General features: G+C 70.1%; 24 protein-coding genes. 8 read left to right on the plus strand and 16 right to left on the minus strand.

Annotated elements, in window-relative coordinates:
* Nucleotides 1-218 precede the first annotated feature (218 nt).
* Nucleotides 219-860, minus strand: a complete 642-nt coding sequence (locus tag BKD30_RS13135; protein ID WP_076705276.1) for an NAD(P)-dependent oxidoreductase — start codon at nucleotides 858-860, stop codon at nucleotides 219-221.
* Between the two features lie 26 nt (nucleotides 861-886).
* On the opposite strand from BKD30_RS13135, the gene BKD30_RS13140 reads away from it, so the two are divergent.
* The 4 genes from BKD30_RS13140 (at nucleotide 887) to BKD30_RS13155 (ending at nucleotide 6,628) form a co-directional block, all read left to right on the plus strand.
* Complete coding sequence (locus BKD30_RS13140) at nucleotides 887-1,474, plus strand: iron-sulfur cluster assembly scaffold protein (RefSeq protein ID WP_076705278.1); 588 nt, start codon at nucleotides 887-889, stop codon at nucleotides 1,472-1,474.
* A gap of 194 nt (nucleotides 1,475-1,668) precedes the next feature.
* Nucleotides 1,669-2,871: an XdhC family protein gene (locus BKD30_RS13145; protein ID WP_076705413.1), complete on the plus strand. Its 1,203-nt coding sequence runs from the start codon at nucleotides 1,669-1,671 to the stop codon at nucleotides 2,869-2,871.
* Nucleotides 2,868-3,815 carry an FAD binding domain-containing protein gene (locus BKD30_RS13150; protein ID WP_235861703.1) on the plus strand — a complete coding sequence of 316 codons (948 nt, stop codon included), beginning with the start codon at nucleotides 2,868-2,870 and terminating at the stop codon, nucleotides 3,813-3,815. Before BKD30_RS13145 ends, BKD30_RS13150 begins: the two co-directional genes overlap by 4 nt.
* The gene (locus BKD30_RS13155) at nucleotides 3,812-6,628 is read left to right on the plus strand and encodes a molybdopterin-dependent oxidoreductase (protein ID WP_076705282.1); all 2,817 of its coding nucleotides are present in this window, start codon (nucleotides 3,812-3,814) and stop codon (nucleotides 6,626-6,628) included. Before BKD30_RS13150 ends, BKD30_RS13155 begins: the two co-directional genes overlap by 4 nt.
* On the opposite strand, the gene BKD30_RS13160 is transcribed toward BKD30_RS13155, so the two are convergent.
* The 3 genes from BKD30_RS13160 to BKD30_RS13170 all read right to left on the minus strand — a co-directional run bounded on the left by BKD30_RS13160 (nucleotide 6,549) and on the right by BKD30_RS13170 (nucleotide 9,534).
* Nucleotides 6,549-7,238 carry a nucleotidyltransferase family protein gene (locus BKD30_RS13160; RefSeq protein ID WP_076705284.1) on the minus strand — a complete coding sequence of 230 codons (690 nt, stop codon included), beginning with the start codon at nucleotides 7,236-7,238 and terminating at the stop codon, nucleotides 6,549-6,551. The genes BKD30_RS13155 and BKD30_RS13160 overlap by 80 nt on opposite strands.
* 89 nt (nucleotides 7,239-7,327) lie before the next feature.
* Nucleotides 7,328-8,878 (minus strand): nucleobase:cation symporter-2 family protein, encoded by a 1,551-nt coding sequence (locus BKD30_RS13165; RefSeq protein ID WP_083956494.1) that lies wholly within the window; start codon nucleotides 8,876-8,878, stop codon nucleotides 7,328-7,330.
* A gap of 152 nt (nucleotides 8,879-9,030) precedes the next feature.
* Complete coding sequence (locus BKD30_RS13170) at nucleotides 9,031-9,534, minus strand: nucleoside deaminase (RefSeq protein WP_076705286.1); 504 nt, start codon at nucleotides 9,532-9,534, stop codon at nucleotides 9,031-9,033.
* Nucleotides 9,535-9,837: 303 nt separating this feature from the next.
* On the opposite strand from BKD30_RS13170, the gene BKD30_RS13175 reads away from it, so the two are divergent.
* From BKD30_RS13175 to BKD30_RS13185, 3 genes are all read left to right on the plus strand, one after another.
* Nucleotides 9,838-11,277 carry an MFS transporter gene (locus BKD30_RS13175; protein WP_076705288.1) on the plus strand — a complete coding sequence of 480 codons (1,440 nt, stop codon included), beginning with the start codon at nucleotides 9,838-9,840 and terminating at the stop codon, nucleotides 11,275-11,277.
* 78 nt (nucleotides 11,278-11,355) lie between these two features.
* Complete coding sequence (locus BKD30_RS13180) at nucleotides 11,356-11,655, plus strand: type II toxin-antitoxin system TacA family antitoxin (protein WP_076705289.1); 300 nt, start codon at nucleotides 11,356-11,358, stop codon at nucleotides 11,653-11,655.
* Nucleotides 11,652-12,152 carry a GNAT family N-acetyltransferase gene (locus BKD30_RS13185; protein ID WP_076705290.1) on the plus strand — a complete coding sequence of 167 codons (501 nt, stop codon included), beginning with the start codon at nucleotides 11,652-11,654 and terminating at the stop codon, nucleotides 12,150-12,152. The genes BKD30_RS13180 and BKD30_RS13185 overlap by 4 nt, the downstream gene beginning before the upstream one ends.
* A 52-nt stretch (nucleotides 12,153-12,204) precedes the next feature.
* Here the strand turns inward: BKD30_RS13185 and BKD30_RS13190 are convergent, their stop codons facing one another.
* From BKD30_RS13190 to BKD30_RS13245, 12 genes are all read right to left on the minus strand, one after another.
* Nucleotides 12,205-12,927 carry a class I SAM-dependent methyltransferase gene (locus BKD30_RS13190; RefSeq protein ID WP_083956496.1) on the minus strand — a complete coding sequence of 241 codons (723 nt, stop codon included), beginning with the start codon at nucleotides 12,925-12,927 and terminating at the stop codon, nucleotides 12,205-12,207.
* Between the two features lie 95 nt (nucleotides 12,928-13,022).
* Nucleotides 13,023-13,583, minus strand: coding sequence for a dihydrofolate reductase family protein (locus BKD30_RS13195; protein WP_076705292.1), 561 nt, complete (start codon nucleotides 13,581-13,583; stop codon nucleotides 13,023-13,025).
* A gap of 49 nt (nucleotides 13,584-13,632) precedes the next feature.
* Complete coding sequence (locus BKD30_RS13200) at nucleotides 13,633-16,137, minus strand: replicative DNA helicase (RefSeq protein WP_083956498.1); 2,505 nt, start codon at nucleotides 16,135-16,137, stop codon at nucleotides 13,633-13,635.
* 561 nt (nucleotides 16,138-16,698) lie between these two features.
* Nucleotides 16,699-17,148, minus strand: coding sequence for a 50S ribosomal protein L9 (gene rplI / locus BKD30_RS13205; protein ID WP_076705293.1), 450 nt, complete (start codon nucleotides 17,146-17,148; stop codon nucleotides 16,699-16,701).
* Nucleotides 17,149-17,167: 19 nt separating this feature from the next.
* Nucleotides 17,168-17,407, minus strand: a complete 240-nt coding sequence (rpsR, locus tag BKD30_RS13210; RefSeq protein WP_076694200.1) for a 30S ribosomal protein S18 — start codon at nucleotides 17,405-17,407, stop codon at nucleotides 17,168-17,170.
* Nucleotides 17,408-17,537: 130 nt separating this feature from the next.
* A complete protein-coding gene (locus tag BKD30_RS13215) occupies nucleotides 17,538-18,098 on the minus strand; it encodes a single-stranded DNA-binding protein (RefSeq protein WP_076705296.1) in 561 nt (186 codons plus the stop codon).
* Nucleotides 18,099-18,162: 64 nt separating this feature from the next.
* Nucleotides 18,163-18,468: a 30S ribosomal protein S6 gene (gene rpsF / locus BKD30_RS13220; RefSeq protein ID WP_076705298.1), complete on the minus strand. Its 306-nt coding sequence runs from the start codon at nucleotides 18,466-18,468 to the stop codon at nucleotides 18,163-18,165.
* Between the two features lie 146 nt (nucleotides 18,469-18,614).
* On the minus strand, nucleotides 18,615-19,493 hold the full coding sequence (locus BKD30_RS13225) for an ABC transporter permease (protein ID WP_143588197.1): 879 nt from the start codon (nucleotides 19,491-19,493) through the stop codon (nucleotides 18,615-18,617).
* 5 nt (nucleotides 19,494-19,498) lie between these two features.
* Entirely contained in the window at nucleotides 19,499-20,422 is a 924-nt protein-coding gene (locus tag BKD30_RS13230; protein ID WP_076705301.1) for an ABC transporter ATP-binding protein, read from the minus strand.
* A gap of 39 nt (nucleotides 20,423-20,461) precedes the next feature.
* A complete protein-coding gene (locus BKD30_RS13235; RefSeq protein ID WP_076705303.1) occupies nucleotides 20,462-21,679 on the minus strand; it encodes an MFS transporter in 1,218 nt (405 codons plus the stop codon).
* A 9-nt stretch (nucleotides 21,680-21,688) separates the two neighbouring features.
* Nucleotides 21,689-23,191, minus strand: coding sequence for a glycosyltransferase family 87 protein (locus BKD30_RS13240; protein ID WP_076705305.1), 1,503 nt, complete (start codon nucleotides 23,189-23,191; stop codon nucleotides 21,689-21,691).
* Between the two features lie 11 nt (nucleotides 23,192-23,202).
* A complete protein-coding gene (locus tag BKD30_RS13245) occupies nucleotides 23,203-24,618 on the minus strand; it encodes a CCA tRNA nucleotidyltransferase (protein WP_076705307.1) in 1,416 nt (471 codons plus the stop codon).
* 119 nt (nucleotides 24,619-24,737) lie between these two features.
* Here BKD30_RS13245 and BKD30_RS13250 point away from each other — a divergent pair, with 119 nt between their 5' ends.
* On the plus strand, nucleotides 24,738-25,238 hold the full coding sequence (locus BKD30_RS13250) for an NUDIX hydrolase (RefSeq protein WP_076705309.1): 501 nt from the start codon (nucleotides 24,738-24,740) through the stop codon (nucleotides 25,236-25,238).
* Nucleotides 25,239-25,260 lie beyond the last annotated feature (22 nt).

The raw sequence follows: 25,260 nt of genomic DNA on the forward strand, positions 1-25,260 counted from the left end.
TCCCGCTCGCGACGTGTTCGCCGGCCGGTTCCAGCTGATCACCACGTGTGGTTCCCGGACGTGGAACGGCATTGCGGTAGCTACACGGAGCTCACCGACCCTCGCGCCGCCCGTCAGGCGAGCAGCGCCGTCACATACTCCGCGTCCGTCCGGTACTGGATGGCGTGCTCGGCCAGTTCCGGCTTGCCCAACTCGGTGGCCTTCGCCTCGGAGACTGCTCAGTACGCGACCGTGAACCGCTGCCGGTGGTGCACCGGCCGCTCGATCTCGTCCACGATGGCGGTCGCGAGATCCTGGCCGGAGAGGTCGGAGCGGCCGTTCTCATCGGTGAGCAGGACGTCGCCGCCCGTGCGGTAGGTCCCGGTCGCCTCCCCGGGTGCGTACGCGCCGAAGCCGCCGGCGGGGCTGACGAAGAACCAGTCCAAGGTCTCGTCCTGCTCCTGCAACCAGTCGAGGACGTCGGTCATCTCCCGGGCCTCGGCCTTGAAGCCGTCGGGGAACTCCGCAGTGTCCATCAGCCGCGGGCCGTTCGGCTCCACCTGCAGGGAACCGGCTCCACCGATGATCCCGAACCGGGTGCCGTGGCGCTGCGCGTGGCGGGCGACGTTCTCGGCGGAGGGCGCCACCTGCCCGGCCATCGGGCCGCGCGGGGAGACGGCGACGACGACGACGTCGGCGTCCACGGCGGCCTCGGCCACGGGGTCGTCGGTGATCGACCCCGCCCGGTAGGTGACACCGTCGAGCTGCGCGTCCGGGACGGTGCGGCTGATCGAGGTGACGGAGTGGTTGCGACGGGCGGCCTCGGCGACGAGGTGGGCACCGGCGTAGCCCGTGCCCCCGATCACGGTGATGCGTGCCATGTGTTCTCCTTCAACGGACGAGCGGGGTGCTCACCGATCACAAGCTGCGCCGCATTCCCGGCATTCCCGCGATCGTCCGTCGTGCGAGGATGTGCGCCGTGGACCTGACCTTCGCTCGCGAGTTGATCGAGCACCACGCTGCCGCCATGCCGGGCCTGCCCCCTCCGGCCGGAGGAAGCGCGTCGGACGGCGACGTGCCCCGGGTGGACCGGGTGCGCGTGGTCAATCCCACCTGCGGTGACGTCGTCGATCTGACGTTGACCACGACGAACGGCGTGGTGCGGCTGACCGGAGTGGCCTCCGGCTGTTCCCTGTCCCGCGCCGCGGCATCGATGCTGGGCGACGCGCTGGAGGGACGACCGCCGGCCGACGCGCTCATCCTGGCCCGGGAACTGGTGCAGGCACGCGAAGCCGGTCGCACCACCGCGGTCCACGCCGACGTCGCCGTCCTCGCCGTCCTGCCCGTCGCTCCGCTGCGTCGGCGATGCATCCTGCTGCCCTGGCGAGCCGCTGCCGAGGTACTGGCGGCGGTGACCGACGCTTCCCACCCGACGGCACCCCGCCGCGGCCCGGAAGGTGACATCGGGTTGCGCTTGCCCGATCAGCCCTCCTAGGATGTGATCCAGCCCACGGCGGGTCCAGTCCAGGACTATCTACCGGGTGACCTTCCACGAACCGCAGAGCCGGTCGTCGGGCCACGTCCTTCCCGGGTCCCCAGCCTCGACGGCCTGCGCTCTCCGTCCTGTCGAGGAGTCGACTGCCGTGAGTTCCTTCCCGTTCCGCCGCCGAACCGATGACGGTGTCGAGCATGCTTGAGCGCATCAACGACCTGCTGGCGCAGGTGACCGTCCCCGCCGACTGGGCCGTCGCGACCGTCGTCTCGGTCACCGGGTCGGTGCCTCGCGAGCCCGGGTCCACCATGTTCGTCCACCGCGACGGGACGACGATCGGATCCCTCTCCGGCGGTTGCGTCGAGGCCGCCGTCGTCGACGCCGCTCTCACCGCCCTGACGACCGATCGTGCCGAGCTGGTCGGCTTCGGTGACGCGGACGGCACCGGGTTCGACGTCGCCCTCACCTGCGGCGGTGAGCTGACCGTCCTGGTCCAGCCGCTGAACCAGCTGGCCGGCGTACTCCCCGGGCTGCGTGCGATCGCCGAGCGATCGCCCGACGGCGCGCTCGACGGCGCACTCGACGACGCGATCTCCCTGGTGCGCGCCCTGCCCGGGAGCACGGTACCGCTGCCCGGACCGTTCCTGGTGCGGGACGGTGACGCGCTGCCGACCGTGCGGGTGCCGGGCCTGCCGGAACGGGCCACGGGTGACCTGGCGGCGGCGCTGCGGAGCGGGGTGACGACGACGGTGCCGGTGTTCGGGCCGCCAGAAGCCGGCTGCCCGGAGCTCGGCCGGCTGCTGGTCGAATCACGCCGGAGCGCCGCTCGCTTGCTGATCTACGGTGCGAACGACCACGCCGCGGCGCTGGCCCGGCTCGCGCGACCGCTCGGCTGGCAGGTCACCGTCTGCGACACGCGGCCCGTGTTCGCCACCGCCCGGCGTCACCCCGACGCCCACGACATCGTCGTGCAGTCCCCGGTCGATCATCTGGAGGCCGAGGCCGCCGCGGGCCGCGTCGACGGCCGGACCGCCGTGGTCGTGCTCGGCCACGATCCTCGTTTCGACCTCGCCGTCCTCGACCGGGCGTTGCGGCTCGGCCTGGCCTATGTGGGAGCGATGGGGTCCCGGACCACCGACGGCCGGCGCCGGCAGGACCTGCTCGCCGGTGGCCTGCCCGCGCACCTGCTGGCCTCCCTGCACTCCCCCATCGGCCTCGATCTGGGCGCACGCACACCGCCGGAGGTGGCGGTCTCCGTCCTGGCGGAGATCATCGCCGTCACCCGGCGTCCCGACCGCCGCCCCGCGGCGCACCAACTGCGGGACACCACCGGTCCGGTCCACGCCACACCCGCCTTCGTCTCCGCGGCCGGCAGAGAGGACCGATTCTCGTGGACATGACCAGCGTCGACGACGTGCTGTTCACCGCCGACCCGGCGGACTGGCAACCCGGTGACTCGTGGTTGGCGGGCGGGACGGTGCTGTACTCGTACGGGACAGACATCGCCCGCGGCCGGCCCCGCCGCCTGCTCGACCTCGGCCGAGCGGACTGGACGCCGGTGACGTGGCACCTCGACCCGGCGGTACTCGAACTCGCCGCCACCTGCCCGGTGGCCACCGTGTACGCGCTCCCCACCGACCCGGACCTGCCGGTGTCCCGGCACCTGCTCCCCGGCCTCGACCTCTTCCGCCCCTGCTGCGACTCGTTCGTGGCGTCCTGGAAGATCTGGACCGTCTCCACCATCGGCGGCAACGTGGCGACGGCGCTGCCCGCCGGGCCGATGACCTCCCTGCTGGCCGGACTCGACGCCGTCGCCGTCCTCCTCGGCCGGGACGGGGGACGCCGGGAACTGCCGGTGGCGAACCTCGTCACCGGCGCCACCCGCACCGCCCTGGCCGACGGAGAACTGATCCGCAGCTTTCGCGTCCCGCTGACGACGCTCGAGCAACCGTGCGCCTTCCGGCGGATCTCCCTGACCGAACGCGGCCGATCCGCGGCACTGCTCATCGGTCGCCGGACCGGGCCCGGCCGCGTGCGGATCACCGTCACGGCCTCGACGCCGCGTCCGGTCGTCATCGACCTCGGTGGTCCGGACGGATCGCCCGTCACCGCCGACCAGTGGCGCAGTGCCGTCGACGAGGCCGTCGGCAGTGCCGTCGACGAGGCCGTCGATCGCGTCGGGTGGTACGACGACGTCCACGGCGACCCGGAGTGGCGCCGGGCCATGACCCACCGACTCGGCGAGGAGATCCTGGCCGAACTGCTGCCCGACCACAGCGTCACCGACCCGGCCGCCGTCGGCCGCTCGACCGGTGACATCGTCCGCGAAGGGACAGCCCGATGACCTCCATCCCCGCCGACGCCACGACGGTCAACGGCCGCACGGTGGCCCTGGACCCGCAACCGGGGCAGTCGCTGCGCACCTGGCTGCGCGAGACCGGGGCGCTGGGGGTCAAGAAGGGGTGCGACGCCGGCGACTGCGGGGCCTGCACCGTGCACGTCGACGGGGCACCCGTGCACAGCTGCCTCTACCCCGCCCACCGGGTGGCCGGGCGGGAGGTGACCACCCTGGAAGGGCTCGGCACCACTGCGGCACCCCATCCCACCCAGGACGCGTTCCTGCGGGCCGGCGCCTTCCAGTGCGGGTTCTGCACCGCCGGGATGATCATGACCGCCGCCACCTTCACCGAGCGCGAGCGTGAGGACTTGCCCCGCAGCCTCAAGGGCAATCTGTGCCGCTGCACGGGGTACCGGGCGATCGAGGACGCCGTGCACGGGCGGGTCAACGTGGACCAGGGATCCGGCGGGGTCGGCTCCAGCCCGGGCGCCCCGGCGGGTCCGCAGGTGGTGACGGGCACCGCCCGGTACACCATGGACGTGGACCCGGCCGACCTGCCGGCTCCCCTGCTGCACGCCGTCGTCGTCCGTTCACCACACGCGCACGCCCGGGTGGTGCGGGTCGACGGTTCGCGGGCGCTGGCCGAGCCCGGCGTCGTCCGGGTCCTCAGCCACGAGGACGCGCCGACCATCCGCTACTCCTCCGCCCAGCACGAGCTGGTCACCGACGACCCCGACGACATGCGCGTGCTCGACGACGTCGTGCGACACGTCGGTCAACGGGTCGCCGTGGTGGTCGCCGACTCCCGACGCGCCGCCGAGCGCGGCGCCCGGCTCGTGGACGTGACGTACGAGGTCCTGGACGCGGTGCTCGATCCGGAGCTCGCCGACGCACCCGGTGCCCCGGCCCTGCACGGCGACCGTGACCCCGAGACGTCGCGCATCGCCCGGCCCGAACGCAACGTCGTCGCGGAGGTGCACGGGCGGATCGGAGACGTGGAGGCGGGCCTGGCGCAGGCGGTCGTGACCCACGACCAGACGTACCGCACGCAGCGCCTCTCCCACGTCGCGCTGGAGACCCACGGCTCCATCGCCTGGACCGATGACCGGGGCCGGCTGGTGGTCCGCTCCAGCACCCAGGTGCCGTTCCTGGTCCGCCGCACCGTCGCCCGCGTCTTCGACCGGCCGGCGGAGACGGTCCGGGTGTACTGCGAACGGGTCGGCGGCGGGTTCGGCGGCAAACAGGAGGTGCTGACCGAGGACCTGGCCGCCCTGGCCAGCCTCGCCACCGGCCAGCCGGTCGCGGTGGAGTTCACCCGGAACGAGGTGTTCACCGCGACCACGGTGCGGCATCCCTTCCGCATCCGGGTCCGCGCCGGCGCAGACCCGGACGGCAGGCTGACCGCGCTCGCGGTGGACGTCCGCTCCGACACCGGGGCCTACGGCAACCACGCTCCCGGCGTCATGTTCCACGGGTGCGGGGAGTCGATCGCCGTCTACCGGGCGCCGAACAAGAGTGTGGACGCCTGCGCGGTCTACACCAACAACGTGCCCTCCGGCGCGTTCCGCGGCTACGGGCTGAGCCAGATGATCTTCGCCATCGAGTCGGCGATGGACGACCTCGCCCGCGGGCTGGACATCGACCCGCTCGAGTTCCGACGCCGCAACGTCGTCGGCGTCCTCGACCAGCTGGTCTCCATGCACGCCGAGCCGGAAGAGGACGTCGTCTTCGGCAGTTACGGGCTGGACCAGTGCATCGACCTGGTCCGGGACGCGCTCGACCGCGGCCGACGGCGATGGGACGACGCCGAGGCGGCCGGCCACGTCGCCCCGCTCGGCCCGGAGTGGCGGACCGGGGAGGGCACCGCCGTCGCCATGATCGCCACCGTCCCGCCGCGTGGTCACATCGCCCACGCCACGGTGCGGTTGCTGCCCGGCGGCAGGTACGAGGCACGGGTGGGCACCGCCGAGTTCGGCAACGGCACGTCCACCGTGCACGCGCAACTGGTCGCCTCCGCCCTCGGCACGACGACCGACCGGGTGGTGCTGCGCCAGTCGGATTCCGACCTCGTGGAGCACGACACCGGGGCCTTCGGGTCGACCGGCACCGTCGTCGCCGGCCGGGCGAGCGAGGCGGCCGCCCGGGACCTCGCCGGCCACATCCGGGCTGCCGCGGCCGCCCGCGTCGGTGCCGACCCGGCCGAGTGCCGACTGGACGGGACGACCGTGCGCACCGCCCACGGTGACATTGAGCTGGACGCCCTGCTCGGCGACGTCGGCCAGGGCACCGACGCGGAGCGGTACACCGGTGCAGGCCGGTGGGCGGGCACACCGCGATCGGTGGCGTTCAACGTCCACGGTTTCCGGGTCGCCGTCAACACGGGCACCGGTGAGCTGCGCATCCTGCAGTCGGTGCAGGCCGCCGACGCGGGAACGGTCGTCAACCCGCACCAGTGCCGGGGGCAGATCGAGGGCGGCATCGCCCAGGCGATCGGGGCGGCCCTGTACGAGGAGGTCCGGGTCGACGAGACCGGTCGGGTGACGACCGACATCCTCCGCTCGTATCACATCCCGACGTTCGCGGACGTCCCGCGCAGCGAGGTGCTGTTCGCCAACACCGCGGACGACCTGGGCCCGCACGGGGCGAAGTCGATGAGCGAGTCACCGTTCAACCCGGTCGCCCCGGCGATGGCCAACGCCGTGGCGGACGCGATCGGGATCCGGTTCACGTCCACACCGATCACCCGGGACCGGATCCACGCGGCGCTGACCCGTCGGGCGAACCCGGCGGGCGAGCCGGCGAAGGAGCCGGCGGGCTGACCCGGGAGCTGACCCGGGAGCGATCGCCGGCCGACCAGCGCGCCAGATCGGCCGGTGTGTCCAGGTCGTCGTCGGTCCCGAGGTCCGCGCACTCGACGAGGTCGACGACGGCGCGGTTCGCCCGCAGGTACTGGCGGGCGCCGGCGTCGCCGTGCACCCGCGCCGCCGCGGCCCGGGCATGTCCCGGGTCGAACACCACCGGATGGCCGGCGCGGCCGCCGTAGGCCGCCCGCGTGATCCGGCCGGGACGATGCGTGTCCGCGAGCCTGATCAGCACCGGTCCGCTCACCCCCGGCTGGTCCACCAGCACGACCGTCACCGGCAGGCCGGGCTGCCGCCGCAGTGCCTCCTGCACGCCCGCACGCCACGACGCCGACATCCCCTCCGCCGCGGCGTCGTCGACGTGGACCACCACCAGCGGCCCGGCCGGTTCCTCCCGCCGCACGGCGGCGACGACCTCGGCGGCTGCCGGCCCGACCACCACCACGGGCAGCGCGCCCGCGGCTCGCACCACCTGCACCGCACGGGTGGCCAGGGTGATTCCGTTCACCCGGACCAGGGCCTTCGGCCCGAGCCCCAGACGCCGGCCGTGCCCGGCGGCCAGCACCACGACGCAGGGACGCCCCCCGCCCGGCTCCGGCGGGGTGCCGGGTCGGGGGGAGGGCGACCGCGACGACGGGCTGTCGTCCGGGGTGGCGTTCAGGTCTGCTTCGCTCCCAGAACGGCCGGGAGCTGGGTCGTGTCGGTGATCTCTCCGGCCTCGATCATCGACTTCACGTCCTCGAACCGGTGATCCGGCACCACCGCCACTTCGACGCCGTCGTGCCCGACGACAGTACCGTTCTCAATCCGGTCCCCGTCCCGCAACTGGGCGAGGACGTCGGATCCGATGATCCGGACGGGGGCGGCGGCGATCACCGACGGCTGCGCCACGTTGCCGAGACGCACCTCGTTGAAGACCAGGTTCAGGACGATGGCGACGATCGCCGCGGCGCTGATCCCCGACCCGAGGATGGTCTGCGTCCACGCCGGGAAGTCCCGGTAGAAATTGGGCGCGGCCACCGGCACCAGCCCGAAGGCGAAGGACACCGCCACGATCACCAGGTTCATGGAGTTGCGGTAGTCCACCTTGGCCAGGGTCCGCACGCCGGAGGAGGCCACCGTGCCGAACAGCACGACCGAGGCGCCCCCGAGCACGGGGTCGGGAATCGCGGCCACGACCTGCCCGATCGCCGGGAACAGACCGAGCAGGACCATGATCAGGCCGGCCGCGCTCACCACGAACCGACTGCGGACGCCGGTCACCGCCACCAGCCCCACGTTGGCGGCGAAGGCCGTCTGCGTGAACGAATTGAGCAGGGGGGCGCCGGCGGAGGAGATCATGTCCGCGCGCAGCCCGTTGGCGACCCGGCGGGCGTCGACGCGGGCGCCGGTGATCTCGCCGACGGCGAGGATGTCCGCCGTCGTCTCGGTCATGGTCACCAGCACGACGATGAGCATCGACACGACGGAGGCGATCTCGAACCGCGGCAGTCCGAACGCCAGCGGGGTGGGGAAGGTGATCAGCGCACCGTTGCCGACGCCGGAGAAGTCCACCATGCCCATCATCGCCGCCACCCCGGTGCCCAGCACGAAGGACAGCAGAATGGAGAGCCGGGAGATCATCCCCACCCCCAGCTTGGACAGCAGCAGCACGATCAGCAGGGTCGCTCCGGCCAGGGCGAGGCTGGTGGGATCGGCGGCGCCGTCCTTGCCGCCGCCCGCGGCCCAGGAGATGGCGACCGGCAGCAGCGAGATCCCGATCACGGTGATCACCGTGCCCGTGACCACCGGGGGGAAGAACCGGACGATGCGGGAAAACGCGCCGGCGAGCAGGAAACCGACCACGGACGAGACGATGACGGCGCCGAAGATCGTCGCCAGGTCCCGGCCACCGGCCAGGATGGCCAGCATGGGGGCGACGCCGGCGAACGAGACGCCCTGCACCAGCGGGAGCTTCGAACCGATCCAGGGCGCCCCGAAGCTCTGCAGCACGGTGGCGATCCCGCCCATCAACAGGCAGGAGCTGATCAGCAGGGCGATCTGGTCGGCGGTGATGCCGGCGGCCTGACCGACCACGAGGGGAACGGCGACGATGGCGCCGTACATGGTCAGCACGTGCTGGAAGCCGTATGCGGCGGTCCGCCCGAGCGGCAGCCGCTCGTCCTCGGGACGGTCGGCCGATGAGTTGATGGTGGAGAACGATGACATGGAAGGAGCCTCCTCGAGCGCACAGGTCCAGCCGGTGCGCAAGGTCTGGCGATCCTCGTTTTTCCTCCGTGCTGCCGCAGCAGCGCGGGGAAGTGTCCAGATCTTCTGTTGGGGGATGGCCGGTCACCCGGCCGGTTGGGAAAGGAAACGCGTCAGTACCGGGTGCGGGCGGCGTTGGCCGCCCACGTGTCGAAGGGAGTGGTGCGCGTGTCCAGCCGGACGTGACGGACCGGCAGCAGCCGGTCCCGGTCCTCGGCGGACCCGGTGAAGAACGCGTAGAACTCCGCGTCGTCGAACCCGCCGGCCGCGGCGTCGTGCCGATCGGCCGCGAAATGGACCGCATCGAGCCGGGCCCAGAGGGCGGCCGAGAGGCACAGCGGACACGGCTCACAGCTGGTGTAGAGCACCGCTCCACTCAGCTCGAAGGTGCCCAGCGCACGGCACGCGGCGCGGATGGCGGCGACCTCGGCATGCATGGTCGGATCGTTCTCGGCCGTGACACGGTTGACGCCGGCGAACTGCTGCCCGTCGGCCGTGACGATGATCGCCCCGAACGGGCCGCCGTCGTTCGCGGCGTTCTCCGCCGCGAGCTGGATCGCTCGCTGCAGGTACTGCTGGGTTCGAGGGGATTCCTCGATCAGAGGGATGGTCGACATGATGCTCACGTCCTCGGGTGAGGGTGAACCCGGGAGACGACTCACGTCGGCGGCGGGCTCACCTGGCTGTCAGATCATGCCCGGTTGATAGCTCCGCATCGGGAGCCCGCCTGTGGCTGGGGCTCAGCATACACGCCGTCAGCGTGACATGCACCACATACGAGCGAGTCATTCAGATGGGTTCCCACTCCGGAGCGAACACCGGTTGTCTGGTTCCCGGCTTGCCGGTCGCCGGGGGGTCGGGCCCAGGGGTGGTCGCTGCTCCGCAGGAAAGTAGCCCCCACCCGGAAGGCATCAGTCAACATGTTCGGCCCCGAGAACGTTCGTCGCCGGTGGCGTGTCGAAGACATCACCGTCACCAAACCCGACGTCGTCAAGCGCGCGATCGCGGCGGCCGCCATCGGAAACGTCACCGAGTGGTACGACTTCGGCGTCTACGGCTACCTGCAGACCACCATCGAAGGTGTCTTCCTGCCCAAGGACGCGGGGGTCGCCGGTGGCATCATCGTCGCGGGCCTGTTCGCCGTCGCGTTCCTGGTCCGGCCCTTCGGCGGCATGTTCTTCGGCCCGCTCTCCGACCGCATCGGCCGCATCGGCCGCAACAAGGTCCTCGCGGTCACGATGATCATGATGGCGCTGGGTACGTTCGCCATCGGCGTCCTGCCCGACTATGCGGCCATCGGCCTCGGGGCGCCGTTCCTGCTGCTGGCCTGCCGGCTCGTGCAGGGAGCCTCCACCGGTGGGGAGTACGGCAACGCCATGACCTTCATCGCCGAGTACGCGCCCGACAAGCGGCGAGGCTTCCTCGGCAGCCTGCTCGAGGTGGGCACCTTCATCGGGTACCTGCTCGGTGCGACGATCGCGACCCTCGTCGGCATCCTGCTCACCGATGAGCAACTCACGTCCTGGGGCTGGCGGCTGCCGTTCTTCATCGCGCTGCCGCTCGGGCTGGTCGGTGTGTACCTGCGATCCCGGCTGGCCGACACCCCCGCCTACCTGAAGCTGGAGAAGGAGTCCGAGGAGCGGGAGAAGGGCCAGAAGGTCGCCGGGGAGTTCAAGAAGATCTTCTCCCTGTGGCCGAACCTGCTCGCCTGCATCGGTCTGGTGCTGGCCTGGAACGTCACGAACTACATGCTCACCGCCTACATGCCGACGTTCTTCCCCGACATCCAGCGGATCCAGGGCGGTGGTGGCGTCTCCGAGGTGACCTCACAGGTGCTGCAGATCGTGGTGATGGCCGTGTGCGTGGTGCTGATCCCGGTGATCGGCCGGCTCTCGGACCGGTTCGGCCGGAAGATCATCGTGCGGCTCGGGTCGATCGCCCTGATCGTGCTCTCGGTCCCGTCCCTGCTGCTCATCCGCGGCACCGGTGACGTCACCGTACTGGCCGGGTTGCTCTTCATGGGTTTGAGCCTGATCTGCTTCAGCGCGACCATGCCGTCGACGCTGCCCTCACTGTTCCCCACGGTGGTGCGGGCCGGTGCGCTGTCCATCGCGTTCAACATCTCCGTCTCCCTGTTCGGTGGTACGACGTCGACGGTGATGAAGACCCTCGTCGGAACCACGGGTGACCTGATGTGGCCGGCCTACTATCTGATCGCCGCCGGCGTCATCGGGCTCATCTCGATCCAGTGGGTGCCCGAGTCGAACGGGCGGGCGCTGTGGGGCTCGACGCCGTCGGCCGGTTCGAAGCAGGAGGCCAAGGAGATGGTCGCGGCGATGCGGACGGAGACGGCCGGCTGAGGTCGGCCGGTCGGTCGGTCGCCGGTTGACGGTTGCGCAACCGCGTACGTACTGTGTACGTACACCAAGGAGGCCATCATGTCCGAGCCCACCGTTGAAGGTCGGCCTTCCAAGCGACAGCGAATCAATCTGCGTGCGACGGACCGGCAGGAGAGCCTGCTCCGCCTCGCGGCGGAGGCGACCGACCATACGCTGACAGAGTTCGTCCTGGGAAGTGCTGTTGACCAAGCCGAACGAGTGCTGGCTGATCGCCGCTGGTTCATCGCGACGGACGACCAGTTCGACGAGTTCACGCGGCTGCTGGATGCGCCAGTTCCCGACCACGGGAAGTTGAAGGATCTGTTCTCCCGCTCGTCCGTGTTCTCGGACGAGGCGTGACGACCTTCAGTACGCCGCGGAAGCTCACCAGATCCGACGACCATGACAGCTTCAACAGCGGTGCTTCCGAACTTGATGATTGGTTCCGCAGATTTGCGTGGGAGAACCAGGCAGCGAACAACGCGACATCCTACGTCGCGTGTCATGGTGATCGGATCGCGGGCTACTATTCGATCACCATGGCCGCGGTGGCCAGAGATGCCGTCCCGACGGCGCTCGCAAGCCGGCGCCCCAGCCAGATTCCTTGCGTTCTCCTCGCACGACTCGCGGTCGACCAGGATTACAAGGGAAACGGTCTCGGGTGGGGCCTGTTGCGCAACGCGCTCATGAGGGCGTATCAACTCAGCGGAAGCATCGGTGCAGCCGCGGTTCTGGTTCACTGCCGCGATGAGCAGGCCAAAACCTTCTATCTGCATCACGGCGACTTCATCCAGTCGCCGGTCGATGAACTCCACCTCATGGTTCCCATGAAACAACTCAGGGTATTTGCTGAGTGAGTCCTCCCGTGGCCTCCAAGCGCAGAGGACCGGCCAACGCCCGTGATTCAGTTCAGCCCCGCCTCGCGCGGACGATGACGAGGCGGGAATTCTCCGTGAACGCGGAACCGTCCCAGTCACCGTGGACGGCGTCGACCGTGAACCCGGCCTCGTGTAGCTGCTCCTCGATCGCTTCCCGATCACGGAAGACCAGGGTCTCGCTCTCGACGACGTGGTTGCCGCTGTCCTCGAAGACGTTGTGAGCGATCAGTCGCACGACGCCGCAGCCGAGGAGTTCGATCTCGGTCCATTCCCGAAGTGCCCCGTGGGCCGTCTGACGGGTCGTCGGCTCGGAGGACACCCACGTCTCCCACGCACGGACCGCCGGGTTACGGCTCTCGAAGACCAGCACGCCGCCGTCCCGAAGTGCGCGATGGATGTCGACGAGCGTACGCTGCCACTGCGGGTCGGGGATGTGCTGGGCGACGTTGCTGGTCATGACGGCGAGATCGAAGCGGCCGGGCGGGATGTTCCGACTGTCCCCATGGATCCACTCGACCGAATCCCCCTCGGGACGCCGTCGCGCGTAGGCAAGCATCGCGGCGGACGGATCGACTCCTACAACGCGTCGTCCGGAACTGGCGAGGGTGACGGTCAGAATGCCGGTGCCGCAGCCGACGTCGATGATGGATCGCGCACCGACTTCATCAGCGAGCCGGCGGACGTATGCGTGGTCGGGGCCGTCCGGATTGTCGTCGTCATAGAGGGCGACGATGCGCGGATCGTAGTCGGTCACGCGGCCACGATACGGCGAACTCTCCAACTGAGGCGCGAGAATCGTCGTTTCCGTTGCGAGGCAGCCAACGCGCCAGGACCAGTCACGTCTCGCCGTTACTCACGTGGCCGGTATCGCAAGGCGACCGCGCCTGAGCAAAACTCATGGCGATCCACGAGCTCAAGCTGAATCCGCTCGCGCAGACCGGTGAGCAACGTCGGCCCGTGTCCGGCCAGGACCGGCTGCACCAGGAACTCGTACTCGTCGATCAGACCCACATCTGCCAGCGCCAGGGGGAGCGTCACTCCGCCCACCCACAGGCCCTCGCCTGGCTCCTGTTTGAGCCGCCGAACCGCTTGCCCCGCGTCGCCTCGGACGAGCTCGGCATTCCAGTCGGCCCCGCTCAGCGTGCTTGACACCACGTGCTTCTTCGCCCGGTCGATGGTCTCCGCGAACGGAACCTGCCACTCATCCATCCAGCCGGGCCATTCACCCGTGGTCGGTTTCCGCCACGCCGCCTCCATCATCTGGTAGGTCACCCGGCCGAACAGCAGGGCATCGGCTCGTGCCATCTCGGCGGTCCAGTAGCGCATCGACTCCTCGTCCGGCGGGAGCCCTGCCTCGTGATGGCAGCAACCGTCGAGCGTGACGTTGATCGAGTATCGAAGTGGTCTCATCTGGGTGCTCTCCCTGGACGATCGGTATCGTCAACCGTTCGTTACGCTCCTACATCCCGTCCGGGGCCATGTTGCTGAACCGCGAGTAGTGGCCCTGGAAGGCGACCTCGATGTTCTTCGTCGGGCCGTTACGGTGCTTGGCGACCATGATGTCGGCACTCCCCGCCTTCTCGGACTCCTTGTTGTACAGGTCCTCGCGGTGCAGCAGCACGACCATGTCGGCGTCCTGCTCGATCGAATTGTGGACAGCCAGGCCGTTGGCGATGAAGTTGTGATTACCGAGCACCGTGGCGTCGAAGACCTCCTCCTCACCATCCGGCTCGACGGAGATGATCTTGTCCCAGAACACGTCATTGACGGCGAGGACGTCCATCTCGACGCGGTCGAGCACCCTGGCGATCTGACCCATCCGGGCCACCGAGCGATCGACCCCGACCAACGTGGGCCCACCGAGTTGCTCACTAAGGCTCGTCGGTCTTGGCGCACTCTGCTTGTCGGCCAGGATCGAGGTGACCTCGTCCCAGATGCCTGTGGGCTCGACAGGGGCGCACCCCCCGACCTTGCGCGCCCGGATGATCCGCAGCAACGACGCCGCCGCCGAGACGCACTCCCCCTCCACGCCGATTTCCTGCAGAAACCGCCGCTGGTCGTCGGTACCGGCGATCTCTAGGACGTACCCCTGCCTACGGGGTCGGATCGATGTCTTGTGTCCCTTCGCACTCCCGCCCCGTATGCGGCCGGTGATGCCGAACCGCAGGAGCAGACGAGCGACGTCATCGACCAGCCGGCGCGACGTCGAGGGAAGGGTGATGCTCCCGGTTCGGCGGTCACGGGAGATGCTCACGCGACCCCCGGTCGACCAGAGGTGCTTGAGGAACAGAGCGATCTGCACCTTCGGCAGGGCGAACACCGCCTGCGGCACGAAACCACCGACAGTCACCGCCGCCAGATTGTGCTCGTCCACGGAGGCGTACCGGATGGGCTGACGACGGACGAAGGAGCCGTCGCCGAGCAGGTGGGCCAGCATGACGACGCGCGCGTCCTCCCACTCGGTGCGTTCGGTCGGTCCGTCGGTGTGGCGGGGAGCCGCGATGCGGGTACCCGGCGTCAGGTCGCCCAGTGCACGCCACCCGTCGTAGGTGAGGAACGGGTGGTTCGCCGTCGCGCGCAGCGTCCTCCCGGACGCCGTCGTCAGCCGGAACACCGGCTTCACCCCGGTGGAGAACACGTGGGTGAGGTGCCGCTCGACATACCGCAGATCCTCACCGACCGACCACACCGGTACGTCCGTCGCCCCCGACGCGTACAGCTCGCCCATCGTCGTTTCCGCCCCGGTGTCGGAGCGGAGGATGCGAGTGTCCGCCGTCAGACATCCCGACTCACGCAGGTCCGAGACCATCGGCCGCTTGTCGGTGCGCTGCTCCGACCCGCGGTTCAGCTGCGAGAGGGCGATCACCGGGATCTCCAGCTCCTTGGCCAGCAGCTTCAGCGCACGGGAGAACTCGGAGACCTCCTGCTGCCGGGACTCGACCCGCTTGCCCGAGGACATCAGCTGCAGGTAGTCGAGCACGACGAGCTTGAGCCCGTGGTTCTGCTTCAGCCGCCGGCACTTGGCGCGGATCTCCATCAACGACATGTTCGGGGAGTCGTCGATGAACAGCGGGGCGTCGTTGAGCCTCTGCGACACCGCGGCGATCTTGGTCCAGTGCTCCTGCCGCAACGAGCCCTTGCGCAGATCCTGCAGGTTGATGGTCGCCTCGGCCGAGAGGATGCGCATGGCGATCTCGTTCCGACTCATCTCGAGGGAGAAGACGACGGTCGGCAGCTCGTGCTTGATCGCCGCGGACCGGGCGATGTCGAGGGCGAACGTCGACTTGCCGACCGCCGGACGCGCGGCGATGACGATCATCTGCCCGGGTTGCAGCCCGTGCGTCAACTCGTCGAACTCGTAGAAGCCGGTCGGCACCCCGAGCATGCCCTCGCCGCGACCGGAGGCCGACTCGATCTCATCGATCGTGTGCTCCATGATGGCCTGCAGCGGCAGGTAGTCCTCGTTGGCCCGGGTGTCGGCGACCGAGAAGATCTCCGCCTGCGCGGCGTTGACCAGGTCCTCGACCTCGCCGTCGTTCGAATAGCCCAGCTGGACGATCTTCGTGCCCGCGTCCACCAGCCGGCGCAGCACCGCCCGCTCCCGGACGATCTCCGCGTAGAACCCCGCGTTCGCCGCCGTCGGCACGGACGAGATGAGGGTGTGCAGGTACGCGGGACCACCGATGCGCGACAGCTCGCCGCGCTTGTTCAGTTCGTCGGCGACGGTGACGGCGTCCGCCGGTTCCCCCTTGCCGTAGAGGGTGACGATCGCGTCGTAGATGTTCTCGTGCGCGGGCCGGTAGAAGTCGTTGCCCTTGAGCACCTCGACGACGTCGGCGATCGCGTCCTTGGACAGCATCATGCCGCCCAGCACGCTCTCCTCGGCCACCAGGTCCTGCGGCGGGGTGCGGGAGAACTCGTCCTGCCGCGACCGTTGCTCCCGGTCCAGCTCCCCGATCGACACGACGGCCCCTCCGCTCCCGAATTGCGTCCTACTGGTGTTCGCCCTCGCTGACCATCCACTCGGTGGTCCCGAGTGCGGACGCTCGCGTGCTGCTCACGGTCTACCGGTGCCCACTGACAGAACCTCGATCTGGGCGATGACGGTGGGCTCCGTGCCCGTGCGGGGGTGGAAGACACCGCAACGTTAGCCCTCGGTCGGAGCAGCACCAACCCGGTCGTCCACCGCTGATCCGATCACCTGTGGGCGACACGCACGCGACTGTGGAAAACGCCGTGGACAACTGTGCACGCCGTGGGGACGACGGTGTGGATCCCGCGGTGGATAACTCCGCTTACCGCGGTTGACCTGGGAAAACGTCGTCCCCACTCTGTGGACGAGAAAACATTTTCGGCGTGTCCGGTTCACAGCAGGCTTGTTGACAACACGCCTCCCAAGCCCTACCGCAGCAACACACGACGCTTCGTCCGCAGCAGCGAGGAGGCAGGTCCAGACGACGACGGCGAAGGGCCGGGCACCGTGTTCGGTGCCCGGCCCTTCGATGCCGTCAGTGCGACGCAGGTGTCAGAGCGCGACGACCCGGACGTCGACGGTGGCGGAGACGTCCTCGTGCAGACGGACGGTCGCCTGGTAGTCGCCGGTGGACTTGATGTGTCCCGGCAGCTCCACCGTGCGCTTGTCGATCGAGCCCAGCCCGGCCTCGGACACCGCGTTGGCGACGTCGTCGGTCTTGACCGTGCCGAAGAGGCGGCCAGACTCGCCGGCCTTCATCTTGATCTGCACGGGGGTGGACGCGAGCCTGGCGGCCAGCGCCTGGGCGTCGGCCAGTGAGGCGACGGCGCGGGCCTTGCGGGCTGCGCGGATCGACTCGACCTGCTTCTCGCCACCGCGGGACCAGGTCAGCGCGAAGCCACGCGGGAGGAGGTAGTTGCGGGCGTACCCGTTCTTCACCTCGACCACGTCACCAGCGGTGCCGAGTCCGGTGACTTCCTGGGTCAGAATCAGTTTTGCCATGAGAGGGGATCCTTTCCGTTCAGCCGCGGCCGGCGCCGGAGTAGGGCAGCAGGGCGACTTCGCGCGCGTTCTTGATCGCCAGGGCGATCTTGCGCTGCTCCTGAACGGACACGCCGGTCACGCGACGGGCGCGGATCTTCCCGCGGTCGGAGATGAACTTGCGCAGCAGGGCGACGTCCTTGTAGTCGATGACAGTGACGTCGGCCGCCTTGAGCGGGTTCTGCTTCGGTTTCGGCTTGCGGATCTCAGCCTTGGCCATCGTGGTGCTCCTTCAGATGTCGTGGAGCCCGCGGGGCATGAGCCCGCGGGATAGCGGATGAATGGTGATGGGACGGCGACCGGCGCCATCCGTCGTCACGGTCGAACCGGCACGTGACGGTGTCAGACGATCAGAACGGCGGCTCGGAATCCGCGCCGTTGCCCCACCCCGAGGAGGTGGAGGTGCCGGGCGTGGCCCACGGGTCGTTGGTGCCGGACTGCTGCGAACCGCCGCCGGAGTTGCCCCCGAAGCCGCCCTGGTTTCCGCCGCCCCCGAAGCCGCCGGAGTTGCCGCCGCCGAAGCCGCCGCCTCCCTGGCCGCCGCCGCGGGCATTGCGGTTGACCTTGGCCGAGGCATACCGCAAGGAGGGGCCGATCTCGTCGACCTCCAACTCGGTGACGGTGCGCCGCTCGCCTTCCTTGGTGTCGTACGACCGCGACTTCAACCGGCCCTGAGCGACCACGCGGGTGCCCTTGGTCAGTGTCTCGGCGACGTTCTCGGCCGCCTCACGCCAGACCGAGGCACGGAGGAACAGCGTCTCGCCGTCCTTCCACTCGTTGGCCTGCCGGTCGAACGTCCGCGGCGTGGACGCGATCGTGAAGTTCGCGACGGCGGACCCGGACGGGGTGAACCGCAACTCCGGGTCGGCCGTCAGGTTGCCCACGACGGTGATGACGGTCTCGCCTGCCATCTGCCCTGCCTTCCGTGATTGACGTCAGTGAATCGGTTCGGCTCAGGTGCGACCCGGCCGGGGATCACTCGGCGCTGACGCGCTGCTCTTCCGGACGGGTGATCTTGGTCCGCAGGATCGTCTCGTTCAGGTTGAGCTGACGATCGAGTTCCTGGGCACCGGCCGGGGTGGAATGGAAGCTGACGACGGCGTAGATCGCCTCCGCCTTCTTCTGGATCTCGTAGGCGAGCCGACGCCGACCCCAGATGTCGACCTTGTCGATGGTGCCGCCGTCGTTGCGGACCACGGTGAGGAACTTGTCCAGCGACGGCTGGACCGAACGCTCCTCGACCTCGGGGTCGATCAGAACCATCAGTTCGTATTCACGCATGTGTGAACCCACCTCCTTCGGGCTGAAACGGCTGCGGTCCTTCCGCAGCAGGAGGTTCGTGCGTTGATCCGTGCGGCTCTCGACCCCGGGCTACGCGCACACGCGGATCCGGGCCGTGCCGAGCACAGACTTTTCGATCCTACCAGTCAGATGTCGCGGGACTGTACCAGTGCGATCCCCGCGCCCAGCAGCACGACGGGCCACCCGGCGATCACGGCCCAGGAGCCGCCGACGTCGAGCTTGCCCGGCGACGCTGTCGGATCCAGCGTCACCGACTGCGCCGTGGACGGCAGGAACGCCGATACCCACTGCACCCACTCCTGCTGGAAGATCGCCACCAGGATCGGGAACACCAGCAGGATCGCCACGAGCACCACGATCGCGGCCGCGGTGTTGCGGATCAGCGCGCCGAGGCCGAGCCCCATCACGGCGATCGCAGCCGCGTACAGGCCGGAGAGGAACATGATCTGCGGGACGAGCCGCGCGTCGAACGCGAAGTCCAGCCCGGCCGGCCGCAGCAGGGGCTGCGCGACGACATATCCGAGCAGCTCGCAGACGGTGATGACCACCCAGGTGACGACAGTGAGGACGATCGCCTTCGCGATCAGCACGGGCCACCGCGCGGGCACCGCCGTCATGGTCGCGGCGATGGACCGATTGCCGAACTCGCCGGAGATCGCCATCGCGCCCATCGCACCGAGCACCAGGATCGCCAGCGACAGACCGGAGGACGGCACCGTGTGCACGAAGTCGGACCCGCCCGGAGGGCCCCCCGGGCCGCCCGGACCGCCGGACGGGCCGTCCTGGGCGAACGAGGCGATGCCCCAGGCGCTGAGGGCGGCGAAGCCGACCATCAGCACGGCGGTCACGACCAGCAGCACCCAGGTGGACCGCAGACCGAAGAACTTGACCGTCTCGGCGGCGAGCACCCGCCCGAAGGAGGGGCCTGCCCCGGGCCGACCTCCGGTCCCGGCGCGGTGGGCGGCATCGTGCGGGGAGCCGGCGTGAGAGGTGGCAGCGCTCATCGGGGTCACTTCCCTTCGGCGACCGGCTCGGCCGCGCGGTAGTCGACGTGGTCGTGGGTCAGGCGCAGGTACGCGTCTTCGAGGGAGGCCCGCATCGGAGTGAGTTCGCTCAGCAACAGACCGTGTTCCAGCGCCGCGCGGGAGATCTGGAGCGGGTCCCGGCCGGTGACGAGCAGCCCGCCGTCGGTGCGCTGCTCGATGTGCACGCCGTCGCCGGCGATCGCCACGCCGAGCCGCTCCACGTCCGGGGACCGGACCAGTACCCGCGGCTGCCCCTCGCCGTCGAGCATCGCGTCGATCGGGGAGTCGGCCATCAGCCGACCCTGCGCGATCACCACCAGGTGGTCCGCCGTCTGCGCCATCTCGCTCATCAGGTGCGAGGAGATCAGCACCGTGCGGCCCTCCGCCGCCAGCGCCCGGGCGAGGTTGCGGACCCAGATCACACCCTCGGGGTCCAGGCCGTTGACCGGTTCGTCCAGCACCAGCACGCCGGGGTCCCCCAGCATCGCGGTGGCGATGCCGAGCCGCTGGCCCATGCCGAGGGAGAAGCCGCCGACGCGTTTGCCGGCGACGTCGGAGAGTCCGGTCAGGCCGAGCACCTCGTCGACGCGGCGGGTGGAGATGCCATGGGTGGTCGCGAGGGCGCGGAGGTGGTTACGGGCGGTCCGACCGGGGTGGACCGCGCGCGCCTCGAGCAGCGTGCCCACCTCCCGCAGGGGGGAGGCCAGTTCCTGGTAGCGCTTGCCGGCGAACGTCACGGACCCCGCGGTCGGCCGGTCCAGGCCCACGGCGACCCGCATCGTGGTGGACTTGCCGGCCCCGTTGGGGCCGAGGAACCCGGTCACCGTCCCGGTGCGCACCGTGAAGGAGAGGTCGTCGACGGCGACCTTCTCCCCGAATCGCTTGGTCAGATGCTCGACCTGGATCATGCCCCTGCCTCTCCTCGGTTGGTCACCTGTCATCGAACGCTACCGGGTACGGTCGGTGCTTTCGACCTGCGGCGTGCCGCCGGGCCGGGACGAGGCCGTCGCGGGCGGACGCGCCGCCCGCACCGCGACGGTGGAGGCCAGGGCGACCACCCCGACGGCGAGCAGGGCGCTGCGGATCCCGACGCGGTCGCCGAGGAATCCGAGCACGGGCGGGCCGGCGAGGAAGGCGGAGTAACCGATGGTGGTGACCACCGAGACCCGGGCAGCGGCTCGTCGCGGCTCGTCGGCGGCGGCCGAGATGCCCAGCGGGAAGCCCATGGCGGCGCCCGCCCCCCAGAGCACGGCACCGATCAGGGCGGGCAGCACCCCGGGGGCGAGGACGAACAGCAGGACGCCGACCAGGCCGGTGCCGAAGCTCGCGTACAGCACCGCGACGCGGCCGAACCGGTCCACCAGCGCGGAACCGGCGTACCGGAACACGGTCATGGAGAGCACGAACGCGGCGAAGGTCAGGGCTCCGGCCGCCTCGTCGACCCCCAGTCCGTCGACGGCGGCCTTGGCGATCCAGTCGTTCGCGGCACCCTCGGTCAAGGCCGCCCCCAGGACGATCAGTCCCAGCACCAGGGTGCGCGGCTCCCGCCACGCGTCCAGCCGCCCCGGCGGGGGCCCGCCGTCGGGCTCGTGCACGGCGTCCGGCAGGAACCACCGGGGGATCACGGCCATGGCGATGACGGCGAGGACCACGATCCCCCACAGGTGGGCGGGCAGGTCGACGCCCGCCCCGGCCATTCCCGCGCCCACCAGGGCCCCGATGAACGCGCCGCCGGAGAAACCCGCGTGGAACTTCGGCAGCACGGTGGCGCGCAGCGCGCGCTCGACGTCGGTGCCCTGGATGTTCATCGACACGTCCCAGACGGCGATCCCGATGCCGAGCACGAACAGGGCGACGCCGGTCAGGGGAACGGAGGCGACGGTCAGCGCGCCGCCGAGGGCCGCCGCACCGGCGGCGGCGACACCGGCACCGAGTCGGACGCTGTTGGCCGAGCCGAGCCTGCCCACCACCGCCCCACTCAGCGGCAGCGCCAGCAGCGAACCGACGGCCCCGAACAGGAGCAACCCGCCGATCTGTCCCGAACTCAGTTGCAGGATCTGCGCGGCCGCGGGAATCCGGGCGGCCCACGTCGCGAAGACGAAACCGTTGAAGACGAACACGACGAAGGTGGCGACGAGCGCGGCGCGCGTGGACCGGGGGGACACCCCTTCAGCCTAGGCGTCGCCGCGCTGGTCGGTCCTCGCCGCCGGCCCGGGTCGCCGGTGACGCGTGAGCCAGGGCAGCACCTCGGCGGCACGGGCGAAGGGACCGCCCTGCGGGTCGTCGATCCCCTGCGCACGCACGACGTCCAGGTCCGGCCGGAGGATCTCGCGCACGACGGCGACCATCAGATAGAGGAGGGCCAGCATGTGCGCGATCACCGCGAGGGCGTAGTAGAGCTTGTCGATGTTGTGCTGCGGGTTCCCGCCGGAGGTGAGCTGGCCGAGGTACAGCCAGGTGGCCGCCCAGTGCAGCACCTCGATCACCTGCCAGACCAGGAAGCTGCGCCACCGCGGCCGGGCGAGGGCGAGCAACGGCACCAGCCAGAGCACGTACTGCGGGGAGTAGACCTTGTTGGTCACCACGAAGGCGGCGACGATCAGGAAGGCCAGTTGCGCCAGCCGCGGTCGGCGGGGGCTGGTCAGCCCGAGCACGGCGATGGCCACGCAGCACAGCACGAACAGGCCGGTGCTGAGGGTGTTGATCGTCTCGACCGGCAGCGGGCCGATCCGGAGCCGGTCCGCCATCACCGTCTGCACGTACCAGAACGAGGAGAAGCCGGCCGGTCGGTCCCGGGTGAAGTCGAGGAAGTACCGCCACCCCGGGTAGTCGATCAGCATCAGCGGGAGGTTGACGACGAGCCAGCTGCCGGCGGCGCCGGCCGTGGTCAGCAGCAGCGGCCGCCACCGCCAGGTGCGGAAGGCCAGCACCACGATCGCCCCGAGCAGGAGCAGGGGATAGAGCTTGACGGCGGTCCCCAGGCCGATCAGCACCCCGGCGAGGACGAGCCGGTCGCGGGCGAACGCGAGCATCGCCAGGGCGGTGAGCATCACGGCCCAGAAGTCCCAGTTGATGGTGGCGGACACGATCACGGCAGGCGCGACGGCGAGCATCGCGGCGTCCCACGGGCGGCGGTGGGTCATCCGAGCGGTCGCCACGACGGCGATGATCCACGTGGCGCCGACCAGGACGGCGTTGATGTCGAAGTAGGCGGTGCTGCGGGCGACCGAGGACCCGCTGCCGGGAACGAGCAGGGCCGTGAGACCGGCGAGCACGCCGAGCAGGACGGGATACTCGAACCGTTGACCGGGGGTGACGAACGGGATGACGCCCTGGTCCAGACCGCGCTGGCGGAACAGTTCCCCCCAGTCCGAGTAGCAGGCAGCGTAGAAGTGGTCCGGAGTCTGCCAGCCGTTGACCCGGCAGTACTGCTTGACCCCGACGGACAGCACCGCGGCCACGACCGTGAGGACGACGACGACACGTTCGACCGTGAAGAAGCCCGGCGCGACGATCCCTGGTGCGGTGTGACGACCGAGCGGCCCGCCCACGACCTCGGTCAACCCGCGCAGCACCGGGTCGGCGCGCGTCGGTGTCACGATCCGCATCACCCGGAACCGGCCCGGCCGCACCGGACGGCTCGGACCCCGTTCGCCGGGAGGCTCCTGTTCCGTCATCACGTCCTCTCTCACCGGGGCTGTTCGTCCCACCAGGCGCGGAGCAGCCGCTCCGCCTCGTCCACGGCCAGTGGCCCCCGGTCCATCCGCAGTCCGAGCAGGTACTGGTAGGCCCGGCCCACGACCGGTCCCGGGGGGATACCGAGGATGCGCATGATGTCGGTGCCGTTCAAATCCGGGCGGATCGCCGCCAGCTCCTCCTGGTCGGCGAGGTCCGCGATGCGCTGCTCGAGGTCGTCGTAGGCGAAGGCCAGCCGTTCGGCCTTGCGTCGGTTGCGGGTGGTGACGTCGGAGCGGGTGAGCCGGTGCAGCCGCTCCAGGCTGTCTCCGGCGTCGGTCACGTACCGCCGCACCGCGGAGTCGGTCCAGCCCGCCTCGCCGTAGCCGTAGAACCGCATGTGCAGCTCGACCAGATGCACGACCGCCTTGATCGTGTCGTTGTCGAAGCGCAGCGCCCGCATCCGCCGCTCCGTCAGTTTGGCGCCGACGACGTCGTGGTGCCGGAAGCTGACCGCCCCACCGGCCTCGAACCGTCGCGTGGCGGGCTTGCCGACGTCGTGCATCAGGGCGGCGAACCGCAGCACGAAATCCGGACCGGGCACGGGACCGTCCGGTCCGCTCTCCAGTTCTATCGCCTGCTCCAGCACGGTCAGGGAGTGCTCGTAGACGTCCTTGTGCCGATGGTGCTCGTCCGTCTCCAGCCGCAGCGCGCTGACCTCGGGCAGGATCCGGTCGGCCAGACCGGTCGAGACCAGCAGGTCTATCCCGGCCCGGGGGTCGCGGCCGCGGATCAGCCGCACCAGCTCCTCCCGGACGCGTTCGGCGGAGACGATGTCGATCCGGTCGGCCATCGCCCGCATCGCCGCCATAACGTCGTCGTCCACGGTCAGCATCAACTGGGACGCGAACCGGGCCGCTCGCATCATGCGCAGCGGGTCGTCCGCGAAGGACGACTCGGGGCTGCCCGGGGTCCGCAGCCGGCGCTCGCGCAGGTCCCGGATGCCGCCGAACGGGTCGACGAGGTCGAAGGTGGGCAGTCGGAGCGCCATCGCGTTCACGGTGAAGTCGCGGCGGGACAGATCCTCGGTCAGCGAGGAACCGAACGCGACGACGGGTTTGCGCGAGTCGGGGTCGTACGCCTCGGCCCGGTAGGTGGTCACCTCGAGGGTCAGGCCCCGCCGGCGCATCCCGATGGTGCCGAACGCGCGGCCGATCTCCCACCAGGCGTCCGCCCACGACGCGATCACGGCGACGATGTCGTCGGGTCGGGCGTCGGTGGTGAAGTCCAGATCCGGGGACGAACGCCCGAGGAACAGATCCCGTACCGGGCCGCCCACGAGGGAGATCTCGTGCCCGGCGGCGCGGAATCGGTCACCGAGTTCCCGGACGACCGGGTCGATCCGGTCCACGTCGATCAGCTGCGTCATAGTCCTTCTACAGTGCCAGACCGCCGCCCCGCGCTGAATCGCGTGGGCCCTGCGGATCGGGTTCGCCAGCCTGCCCGGTGAATGCAGGCTCGGATGGGATCAAAGTTACAGTGGAGAGCATGGCCCATCCCGTCCCGAGCGCGCCGAAACGGAACTCGTTGTTCGTTTCCGCGGCCCTCCCGACGGTCGAGGAAGTGTCCGCCGGTGGCGTCGTCGTCGATCTCGACGATGACGGCCGGCGCGTGGCCATCATCGCCCGGATCAACCGCGGCGGCCGCCTGGAGTGGTGCCTGCCGAAGGGTCATCCCGAGGATCAGGAGAGCGCCCCGGAGGCGGCGACCCGGGAGATCGCGGAGGAGACCGGCATCGAGGGGGAAATCCTGGCCCCGCTGGGCAGCATCGACTACTGGTTCACGGTGACCGGGCACCGGGTGCACAAGACCGTGCACCATTTCTTGCTCCGGGCGATCGGCGGCGAGCTGACCATCGAGAACGACCCCGATCACGAGGCCGTCGACGTCGCCTGGGTCCCGATGGCGGATCTGCCGGCTCGCCTGTCCTTCCCCAACGAACGCCGCATCGTCGACCTGGCCCTCCGGGTCCTCACCGACCGGGGCTAGCATGTCAGGGCGGCCCGCCGCC

Origin of the sequence: Tersicoccus phoenicis (genome assembly GCF_001968835.1) — a bacterium.
Taxonomy (GTDB): domain Bacteria; phylum Actinomycetota; class Actinomycetes; order Actinomycetales; family Micrococcaceae; genus Tersicoccus; species Tersicoccus phoenicis.